This is a genomic window from Vibrio sp. SCSIO 43009, assembly GCF_023716525.1.
GTDB lineage: Bacteria > Pseudomonadota > Gammaproteobacteria > Enterobacterales > Vibrionaceae > Vibrio > Vibrio alginolyticus.
In genome coordinates this window covers 130,952-142,204 of the sequence record NZ_CP071842.1, presented here as the reverse complement: position 1 = coordinate 142,204, position 11,253 = coordinate 130,952, and the positions used below count along the sequence as shown (strand labels likewise).

Sequence of the window (11,253 nt, the reverse complement as noted above, 5' to 3'; positions counted from 1 at the left end):
AACGCCGCAGTAGAAACGAAAAAAGCCCCAGTCTTTCGACTGAGGCTTAATATAAGTGGCGGAGTGGACGGGACTCGAACCCGCGACCCCCGGCGTGACAGGCCGGTATTCTAACCAACTGAACTACCACTCCGCAGTGGTATCACTCGCTTTAATAAGCAAGCGTCCGCTTTTGTCTTCACTTTTCGAAAAAAGTGAAAATAAAACTAAAGCCTGGCGATGTCCTACTCTCACATGGGGAAGCCCCACACTACCATCGGCGCTATTTCGTTTCACTTCTGAGTTCGGCATGGAAATCAGGTGGGTCCAAAACGCTATGGTCGCCAAGCAAATTCTTTAATCTGGAAAGCTGTTTTTTAATTCTCGTTACTACACATTCAATGTTCTTTCATTGAGTCCATCAAAACCCCTTGGGTGTTGTATGGTTAAGCCTCACGGGCAATTAGTACAGGTTAGCTCAACGCCTCACAACGCTTACACACCCTGCCTATCAACGTCGTAGTCTACGACAACCCTTTAGGATACTTAAAGTATCAGGGAGAACTCATCTCAAGGCTCGCTTCCCGCTTAGATGCTTTCAGCGGTTATCGATCCCGAACTTAGCTACCGGGCAATGCGTCTGGCGACACAACCCGAACACCAGAGGTTCGTCCACTCCGGTCCTCTCGTACTAGGAGCAGCCCCTTTCAATTCTCCAACGCCCACGGCAGATAGGGACCGAACTGTCTCACGACGTTCTAAACCCAGCTCGCGTACCACTTTAAATGGCGAACAGCCATACCCTTGGGACCGACTTCAGCCCCAGGATGTGATGAGCCGACATCGAGGTGCCAAACACCGCCGTCGATATGAACTCTTGGGCGGTATCAGCCTGTTATCCCCGGAGTACCTTTTATCCGTTGAGCGATGGCCCTTCCATTCAGAACCACCGGATCACTATGACCTGCTTTCGCACCTGCTCGAATTGTCATTCTCGCAGTCAAGCGGGCTTATGCCATTGCACTAACCTCACGATGTCCAACCGTGATTAGCCCACCTTCGTGCTCCTCCGTTACGCTTTGGGAGGAGACCGCCCCAGTCAAACTACCCACCAGGCACTGTCCGCAACCCCGATAAGGGGTCGACGTTAGAACATCAACACTACAAGGGTGGTATTTCAAGGACGGCTCCACGCAATCTAGCGACTGCGCTTCAAAGCCTCCCACCTATCCTACACATGTAGGGTCAATGTTCAGTGCCAAGCTGTAGTAAAGGTTCACGGGGTCTTTCCGTCTAGCCGCGGGTACACTGCATCTTCACAGCGATTTCAATTTCACTGAGTCTCGGGTGGAGACAGCGTGGCCATCATTACGCCATTCGTGCAGGTCGGAACTTACCCGACAAGGAATTTCGCTACCTTAGGACCGTTATAGTTACGGCCGCCGTTTACCGGGGCTTCGATCAAGAGCTTCGACCGAAGTCTAACCCCATCAATTAACCTTCCGGCACCGGGCAGGCGTCACACCGTATACGTCATCTTGCGATTTTGCACAGTGCTGTGTTTTTAATAAACAGTTGCAGCCACCTGGTATCTGCGACTCTCAATAGCTCCATCCGCGAGGGACTTCACCGTCGAGAGCGTACCTTCTCCCGAAGTTACGGTACCATTTTGCCTAGTTCCTTCACCCGAGTTCTCTCAAGCGCCTTGGTATTCTCTACCCGACCACCTGTGTCGGTTTGGGGTACGATTCCTTACAATCTGAAGCTTAGAGGCTTTTCCTGGAAGCATGGCATCAATGACTTCACATCCGTAGTGCTCGACGTCGTGTCTCAGCCTTAGAAAGACCGGATTTACCTAACTCTTAAGCCTACGCACTTGAACCTGGACAACCGTCGCCAGGCCCACCTAGCCTTCTCCGTCCCCCCATCGCAATTGTAAGAAGTACGGGAATATTAACCCGTTTCCCATCGACTACGCCTTTCGGCCTCGCCTTAGGGGTCGACTTACCCTGCCCCGATTAACGTTGGACAGGAACCCTTGGTCTTCCGGCGAGGAGGTTTTTCACCCCCTTTATCGTTACTCATGTCAGCATTCGCACTTCTGATACGTCCAGCATGCGTTACCACACACCTTCAACCGCTTACAGAACGCTCCCCTACCCAATATACAAAAGTATATTGCCGCAGCTTCGGTTTACTACTTAGCCCCGTTACATCTTCCGCGCAGGCCGACTCGACCAGTGAGCTATTACGCTTTCTTTAAATGATGGCTGCTTCTAAGCCAACATCCTGGCTGTCTGAGCCTTCCCACATCGTTTCCCACTTAGTAGTAATTTGGGACCTTAGCTGGCGGTCTGGGTTGTTTCCCTCTCCACGACGGACGTTAGCACCCGCCGTGTGTCTCCCGGATAGTACTTACTGGTATTCGGAGTTTGCAAAGGGTTGGTAAGTCGGGATGACCCCCTAGCCTTAACAGTGCTCTACCCCCAGTAGTATTCGTCCGAGGCGCTACCTAAATAGCTTTCGGGGAGAACCAGCTATCTCCAGGTTTGATTGGCCTTTCACCCCTAGCCACAAGTCATCCGCTAATTTTTCAACATTAGTCGGTTCGGTCCTCCAGTTGATGTTACTCAACCTTCAACCTGCCCATGGCTAGATCACCTGGTTTCGGGTCTATATCCAGAGACTGAACGCCCAGTTAAGACTCGGTTTCCCTACGGCTCCCCTAGATGGTTAACCTTGCCACTGAATATAAGTCGCTGACCCATTATACAAAAGGTACGCAGTCACAGGACAAGCCTGCTCCTACTGCTTGTACGTACACGGTTTCAGGTTCTATTTCACTCCCCTCACAGGGGTTCTTTTCGCCTTTCCCTCACGGTACTGGTTCACTATCGGTCAGTCAGTAGTATTTAGCCTTGGAGGATGGTCCCCCCATATTCAGACAGGATATCACGTGTCCCGCCCTACTCGATTTCACTGAACACACGTCGTCAACTACGGGACTATCACCCTGTATCGTCGGCCTTTCCAGGCTGTTCGTCTAACGCGTGTAAAGCTTAAGGGCTAGTCCAATTTCGCTCGCCGCTACTTTCGGAATCTCGGTTGATTTCTTTTCCTCGGGGTACTTAGATGTTTCAGTTCCCCCGGTTCGCCCTGTTGAGCTATGTATTCACTCAACAGTAATACCTTATGGTATTGGGTTTCCCCATTCGGAAATCCCAGACTCAAATGGTTTTTACTACCTAATCTGGGCTTATCGCAAGTTAATACGTCCTTCATCGCCTCTGACTGCCAAGGCATCCACCGTGTACGCTTAGTCACTTAACCATACAACCCGAAGGAGTTTCGAGTTGATGTTCAAATCACCAAAGTTGTCTCTCATTATTTGAATGAGCGAGAGACATTTCGATTTTGCCGGACTCAAATTCCAAGAACACTTGAATGTGTTATTAGTTGTATTCATAAATGAATACTTTGAGAACTTTACAAACAACAATAAATTGTTGTTTTGTCAGCTTTCCAAATTGTTAAAGAGCTAATCACTTCTAATGAAGTAACCATTTTTAAAAACTCTCAAGAGAGAATGTTTAAAGATGGTGGGCGATACCGGGCTCGAACCAGTGACCCCCTGCTTGTAAGGCAGGTGCTCTCCCAACTGAGCTAATCGCCCACAATAGTTTTACTTCTTAGTGGAAGAAGTTCCTCGAATGGTGGAGCTATGCGGGATCGAACCGCAGACCTCCTGCGTGCAAGGCAGGCGCTCTCCCAGCTGAGCTATAGCCCCATCGAGAAATGGTGGGTCGTGCAGGATTCGAACCTGCGACCAATTGATTAAAAGTCAACTGCTCTACCAACTGAGCTAACGACCCAATGGTATCCCGTAGGGGAGTCGAACCCCTGTTACCGCCGTGAAAGGGCGGTGTCCTAGGCCTCTAGACGAACGGGACACTAAGTGAACATCTTGGGGGATGTTCTATCTCTTAAACTTCATAAACCGTATCAATCTGTGTGAACACTCATCGCAATAATCATCGTTTAAGGAGGTGATCCAGCGCCAGGTTCCCCTAGCGCTACCTTGTTACGACTTCACCCCAGTCATGAACCACAAAGTGGTAAGCGTCCCCCCGAAGGTTAAACTACCTACTTCTTTTGCAGCCCACTCCCATGGTGTGACGGGCGGTGTGTACAAGGCCCGGGAACGTATTCACCGTGGCATTCTGATCCACGATTACTAGCGATTCCGACTTCATGGAGTCGAGTTGCAGACTCCAATCCGGACTACGACGCACTTTTTGGGATTCGCTCACTTTCGCAAGTTGGCCGCCCTCTGTATGCGCCATTGTAGCACGTGTGTAGCCCTACTCGTAAGGGCCATGATGACTTGACGTCGTCCCCACCTTCCTCCGGTTTATCACCGGCAGTCTCCCTGGAGTTCCCGACATTACTCGCTGGCAAACAAGGATAAGGGTTGCGCTCGTTGCGGGACTTAACCCAACATTTCACAACACGAGCTGACGACAGCCATGCAGCACCTGTCTCAGAGTTCCCGAAGGCACCAATCCATCTCTGGAAAGTTCTCTGGATGTCAAGAGTAGGTAAGGTTCTTCGCGTTGCATCGAATTAAACCACATGCTCCACCGCTTGTGCGGGCCCCCGTCAATTCATTTGAGTTTTAATCTTGCGACCGTACTCCCCAGGCGGTCTACTTAACGCGTTAGCTCCGAAAGCCACGGCTCAAGGCCACAACCTCCAAGTAGACATCGTTTACGGCGTGGACTACCAGGGTATCTAATCCTGTTTGCTCCCCACGCTTTCGCATCTGAGTGTCAGTATCTGTCCAGGGGGCCGCCTTCGCCACCGGTATTCCTTCAGATCTCTACGCATTTCACCGCTACACCTGAAATTCTACCCCCCTCTACAGTACTCTAGTCTGCCAGTTTCAAATGCTATTCCGAGGTTGAGCCCCGGGCTTTCACATCTGACTTAACAAACCACCTGCATGCGCTTTACGCCCAGTAATTCCGATTAACGCTCGCACCCTCCGTATTACCGCGGCTGCTGGCACGGAGTTAGCCGGTGCTTCTTCTGTCGCTAACGTCAAACAACGCCGCTATTAACGACGCCGCCTTCCTCACGACTGAAAGTACTTTACAACCCGAAGGCCTTCTTCATACACGCGGCATGGCTGCATCAGGCTTGCGCCCATTGTGCAATATTCCCCACTGCTGCCTCCCGTAGGAGTCTGGACCGTGTCTCAGTTCCAGTGTGGCTGATCATCCTCTCAGACCAGCTAGGGATCGTCGCCTTGGTGAGCCCTTACCTCACCAACTAGCTAATCCCACCTAGGCATATCCTGACGCGAGAGGCCCGAAGGTCCCCCTCTTTGGCCCGTAGGCATCATGCGGTATTAGCCATCGTTTCCAATGGTTATCCCCCACATCAGGGCAATTTCCTAGGCATTACTCACCCGTCCGCCGCTCGACGCCGTTATCGTTCCCCGAAGGTTCAGATAACTCGTTTCCGCTCGACTTGCATGTGTTAGGCCTGCCGCCAGCGTTCAATCTGAGCCATGATCAAACTCTTCAATTTAAGATTTTGTCGGCTCAATGAATACTGAACATTACATAAGTAATGTTTGAATTGACTGTGCTGAATCTTTCGATTCAATGGTCACTTCGTTTCATTGAAACCTAATTTGATACCGAGGTATCTAATTGGATTATCATCAACGAGTGCCCACACAGATTGATAGGTCTATATTGTTAAAGAGCTTGGCTTTCAGTGCCTTAGCACTTAAGCGAGGTGCGTATAATACGCTTTCCACTTTGAAAGTCAACATAAAATTCTAAACTTTTGTTTAAAACCTTATGTTGACTCGTCTGTATTCAGACAAGTCGGAAATAAAGCCTGGCGATGTCCTACTCTCACATGGGGAAGCCCCACACTACCATCGGCGCTATTTCGTTTCACTTCTGAGTTCGGCATGGAAATCAGGTGGGTCCAAAACGCTATGGTCGCCAAGCAAATTCTTTAATCTGGAAAGCTGTTTTTTAATTCTCGTTACTACACATTCAATGTTCTTTCATTGAGTCCATCAAAACCCCTTGGGTGTTGTATGGTTAAGCCTCACGGGCAATTAGTACAGGTTAGCTCAACGCCTCACAACGCTTACACACCCTGCCTATCAACGTCGTAGTCTACGACAACCCTTTAGGATACTTAAAGTATCAGGGAGAACTCATCTCAAGGCTCGCTTCCCGCTTAGATGCTTTCAGCGGTTATCGATCCCGAACTTAGCTACCGGGCAATGCGTCTGGCGACACAACCCGAACACCAGAGGTTCGTCCACTCCGGTCCTCTCGTACTAGGAGCAGCCCCTTTCAATTCTCCAACGCCCACGGCAGATAGGGACCGAACTGTCTCACGACGTTCTAAACCCAGCTCGCGTACCACTTTAAATGGCGAACAGCCATACCCTTGGGACCGACTTCAGCCCCAGGATGTGATGAGCCGACATCGAGGTGCCAAACACCGCCGTCGATATGAACTCTTGGGCGGTATCAGCCTGTTATCCCCGGAGTACCTTTTATCCGTTGAGCGATGGCCCTTCCATTCAGAACCACCGGATCACTATGACCTGCTTTCGCACCTGCTCGAATTGTCATTCTCGCAGTCAAGCGGGCTTATGCCATTGCACTAACCTCACGATGTCCAACCGTGATTAGCCCACCTTCGTGCTCCTCCGTTACGCTTTGGGAGGAGACCGCCCCAGTCAAACTACCCACCAGGCACTGTCCGCAACCCCGATAAGGGGTCGACGTTAGAACATCAACACTACAAGGGTGGTATTTCAAGGACGGCTCCACGCAATCTAGCGACTGCGCTTCAAAGCCTCCCACCTATCCTACACATGTAGGGTCAATGTTCAGTGCCAAGCTGTAGTAAAGGTTCACGGGGTCTTTCCGTCTAGCCGCGGGTACACTGCATCTTCACAGCGATTTCAATTTCACTGAGTCTCGGGTGGAGACAGCGTGGCCATCATTACGCCATTCGTGCAGGTCGGAACTTACCCGACAAGGAATTTCGCTACCTTAGGACCGTTATAGTTACGGCCGCCGTTTACCGGGGCTTCGATCAAGAGCTTCGACCGAAGTCTAACCCCATCAATTAACCTTCCGGCACCGGGCAGGCGTCACACCGTATACGTCATCTTGCGATTTTGCACAGTGCTGTGTTTTTAATAAACAGTTGCAGCCACCTGGTATCTGCGACTCTCAATAGCTCCATCCGCGAGGGACTTCACCGTCGAGAGCGTACCTTCTCCCGAAGTTACGGTACCATTTTGCCTAGTTCCTTCACCCGAGTTCTCTCAAGCGCCTTGGTATTCTCTACCCGACCACCTGTGTCGGTTTGGGGTACGATTCCTTACAATCTGAAGCTTAGAGGCTTTTCCTGGAAGCATGGCATCAATGACTTCACATCCGTAGATGCTCGACGTCGTGTCTCAGCCTTAGAAAGAGCCGGATTTACCTAACTCTTAAGCCTACGCACTTGAACCTGGACAACCGTCGCCAGGCCCACCTAGCCTTCTCCGTCCCCCCATCGCAATTGTAAGAAGTACGGGAATATTAACCCGTTTCCCATCGACTACGCCTTTCGGCCTCGCCTTAGGGGTCGACTTACCCTGCCCCGATTAACGTTGGACAGGAACCCTTGGTCTTCCGGCGAGGAGGTTTTTCACCCCCTTTATCGTTACTCATGTCAGCATTCGCACTTCTGATACGTCCAGCATGCGTTACCACACACCTTCAACCGCTTACAGAACGCTCCCCTACCCAATATACAAAAGTATATTGCCGCAGCTTCGGTTTACTACTTAGCCCCGTTACATCTTCCGCGCAGGCCGACTCGACCAGTGAGCTATTACGCTTTCTTTAAATGATGGCTGCTTCTAAGCCAACATCCTGGCTGTCTGAGCCTTCCCACATCGTTTCCCACTTAGTAGTAATTTGGGACCTTAGCTGGCGGTCTGGGTTGTTTCCCTCTCCACGACGGACGTTAGCACCCGCCGTGTGTCTCCCGGATAGTACTTACTGGTATTCGGAGTTTGCAAAGGGTTGGTAAGTCGGGATGACCCCCTAGCCTTAACAGTGCTCTACCCCCAGTAGTATTCGTCCGAGGCGCTACCTAAATAGCTTTCGGGGAGAACCAGCTATCTCCAGGTTTGATTGGCCTTTCACCCCTAGCCACAAGTCATCCGCTAATTTTTCAACATTAGTCGGTTCGGTCCTCCAGTTGATGTTACTCAACCTTCAACCTGCCCATGGCTAGATCACCTGGTTTCGGGTCTATATCCAGAGACTGAACGCCCAGTTAAGACTCGGTTTCCCTACGGCTCCCCTAGATGGTTAACCTTGCCACTGAATATAAGTCGCTGACCCATTATACAAAAGGTACGCAGTCACAGGACAAGCCTGCTCCTACTGCTTGTACGTACACGGTTTCAGGTTCTATTTCACTCCCCTCACAGGGGTTCTTTTCGCCTTTCCCTCACGGTACTGGTTCACTATCGGTCAGTCAGTAGTATTTAGCCTTGGAGGATGGTCCCCCCATATTCAGACAGGATATCACGTGTCCCGCCCTACTCGATTTCACTGAACACACGTCGTCAACTACGGGACTATCACCCTGTATCGTCAGCCTTTCCAGGCTGTTCGTCTAACGCGTGTAAAGCTTAAGGGCTAGTCCAATTTCGCTCGCCGCTACTTTCGGAATCTCGGTTGATTTCTTTTCCTCGGGGTACTTAGATGTTTCAGTTCCCCCGGTTCGCCCTGTTGAGCTATGTATTCACTCAACAGTAATACCTTATGGTATTGGGTTTCCCCATTCGGAAATCCCAGACTCAAATGGTTTTTACTACCTAATCTGGGCTTATCGCAAGTTAATACGTCCTTCATCGCCTCTGACTGCCAAGGCATCCACCGTGTACGCTTAGTCACTTAACCATACAACCCGAAGGAGTTTCGAGTTGATGTTCAAATCACCAAAGTTGTCTCTCATTATTTGAATGAGCGAGAGACATTTCGATTTTGCCGGACTCAAATTCCAAGAACACTTGAATGTGTTATTAGTTGTATTCATAAATGAATACTTTGAGAACTTTACAAACAACAATAAATTGTTGTTTTGTCAGCTTTCCAAATTGTTAAAGAGCTATGTTAGCTACAAGCTTGCGCTTGTGAACTATCAATCTGTGTGGACACTCATCGTGAATAATCATCGTTTAAGGAGGTGATCCAGCGCCAGGTTCCCCTAGCGCTACCTTGTTACGACTTCACCCCAGTCATGAACCACAAAGTGGTAAGCGTCCCCCCGAAGGTTAAACTACCTACTTCTTTTGCAGCCCACTCCCATGGTGTGACGGGCGGTGTGTACAAGGCCCGGGAACGTATTCACCGTGGCATTCTGATCCACGATTACTAGCGATTCCGACTTCATGGAGTCGAGTTGCAGACTCCAATCCGGACTACGACGCACTTTTTGGGATTCGCTCACTTTCGCAAGTTGGCCGCCCTCTGTATGCGCCATTGTAGCACGTGTGTAGCCCTACTCGTAAGGGCCATGATGACTTGACGTCGTCCCCACCTTCCTCCGGTTTATCACCGGCAGTCTCCCTGGAGTTCCCGACATTACTCGCTGGCAAACAAGGATAAGGGTTGCGCTCGTTGCGGGACTTAACCCAACATTTCACAACACGAGCTGACGACAGCCATGCAGCACCTGTCTCAGAGTTCCCGAAGGCACCAATCCATCTCTGGAAAGTTCTCTGGATGTCAAGAGTAGGTAAGGTTCTTCGCGTTGCATCGAATTAAACCACATGCTCCACCGCTTGTGCGGGCCCCCGTCAATTCATTTGAGTTTTAATCTTGCGACCGTACTCCCCAGGCGGTCTACTTAACGCGTTAGCTCCGAAAGCCACGGCTCAAGGCCACAACCTCCAAGTAGACATCGTTTACGGCGTGGACTACCAGGGTATCTAATCCTGTTTGCTCCCCACGCTTTCGCATCTGAGTGTCAGTATCTGTCCAGGGGGCCGCCTTCGCCACCGGTATTCCTTCAGATCTCTACGCATTTCACCGCTACACCTGAAATTCTACCCCCCTCTACAGTACTCTAGTCTGCCAGTTTCAAATGCTATTCCGAGGTTAAGCCCCGGGCTTTCACATCTGACTTAACAAACCACCTGCATGCGCTTTACGCCCAGTAATTCCGATTAACGCTCGCACCCTCCGTATTACCGCGGCTGCTGGCACGGAGTTAGCCGGTGCTTCTTCTGTCGCTAACGTCAAACAACGCCGCTATTAACGACGCCGCCTTCCTCACGACTGAAAGTGCTTTACAACCCGAAGGCCTTCTTCACACACGCGGCATGGCTGCATCAGGCTTGCGCCCATTGTGCAATATTCCCCACTGCTGCCTCCCGTAGGAGTCTGGACCGTGTCTCAGTTCCAGTGTGGCTGATCATCCTCTCAGACCAGCTAGGGATCGTCGCCTTGGTGAGCCCTTACCTCACCAACTAGCTAATCCCACCTAGGCATATCCTGACGCGAGAGGCCCGAAGGTCCCCCTCTTTGGCCCGTAGGCATCATGCGGTATTAGCCATCGTTTCCAATGGTTATCCCCCACATCAGGGCAATTTCCTAGGCATTACTCACCCGTCCGCCGCTCGACGCCGTTATCGTTCCCCGAAGGTTCAGATAACTCGTTTCCGCTCGACTTGCATGTGTTAGGCCTGCCGCCAGCGTTCAATCTGAGCCATGATCAAACTCTTCAATTTAAGATTTTGTCGGCTCAATGAATACTGAACATTACATAAAGTAATGCTTGAATTGACTGTGCTGAGTCTTTCGACTCAATGGTCACTTCGTATCATTGAAACCTAATTTGATACCGAGGTATCTAATTGGATTATCATCAACGAGTGCCCACACAGATTGATAGGTTCTTATTTTTAAAGAGCTTTTCTAACATTTTCAGCAACTTAGTTGCTCGTCGTTAGGGGTGCGTATCTTACTTCACACCGTGAGAGAGTCAAGCATTTTTTCAAATTCTTTTTTCTCTCTTCCCGACTCGCCATGTGACTTTCGTCTCACTCCGTGTCGGTGGATGCGCAGTATAGGGGGTTGAGAAATTAGTACAAGCGTTTTTTGCAAATAAAAAACCAACCGGTCACAAATTAGCCAAAAGTGCGATATTTGCATATTTCTTCGT

Annotated in this window: 5 tRNA genes and 6 rRNA genes; all 11 read right to left on the bottom strand. The window is 50.2% G+C overall.

Going from position 1 to position 11,253, the window contains the following annotated elements:
• Positions 1 to 56 precede the first annotated feature (56 nt).
• Positions 57 to 133, bottom strand: a tRNA-Asp gene (locus J4N43_RS00675).
• Positions 134 to 211: 78 nt separating this feature from the next.
• Positions 212 to 328, bottom strand: a 5S ribosomal RNA gene (gene rrf, locus J4N43_RS00670).
• Positions 329 to 421: 93 nt separating this feature from the next.
• Positions 422 to 3,309, bottom strand: a 23S ribosomal RNA gene (locus J4N43_RS00665).
• 267 nt (positions 3,310 to 3,576) lie between these two features.
• A tRNA-Val gene (locus J4N43_RS00660) sits at positions 3,577 to 3,652 on the bottom strand.
• Between the two features lie 38 nt (positions 3,653 to 3,690).
• Positions 3,691 to 3,766: transfer RNA gene (locus J4N43_RS00655), tRNA-Ala, on the bottom strand.
• Between the two features lie 9 nt (positions 3,767 to 3,775).
• A tRNA-Lys gene (locus tag J4N43_RS00650) sits at positions 3,776 to 3,851 on the bottom strand.
• 2 nt (positions 3,852 to 3,853) lie between these two features.
• A tRNA-Glu gene (locus J4N43_RS00645) sits at positions 3,854 to 3,929 on the bottom strand.
• An 89-nt stretch (positions 3,930 to 4,018) separates the two neighbouring features.
• A 16S ribosomal RNA gene (locus tag J4N43_RS00640) occupies positions 4,019 to 5,571 on the bottom strand.
• Between the two features lie 316 nt (positions 5,572 to 5,887).
• Positions 5,888 to 6,004: ribosomal RNA gene (rrf, locus tag J4N43_RS00635) — 5S ribosomal RNA — on the bottom strand.
• 93 nt (positions 6,005 to 6,097) lie between these two features.
• Positions 6,098 to 8,987 (bottom strand): 23S ribosomal RNA (locus J4N43_RS00630).
• Positions 8,988 to 9,266: 279 nt separating this feature from the next.
• Positions 9,267 to 10,819 (bottom strand): 16S ribosomal RNA (locus J4N43_RS00625).
• Together the 16S, 23S and 5S rRNA genes with 5 tRNA genes alongside form the textbook arrangement of a ribosomal RNA operon.
• Positions 10,820 to 11,253 lie beyond the last annotated feature (434 nt).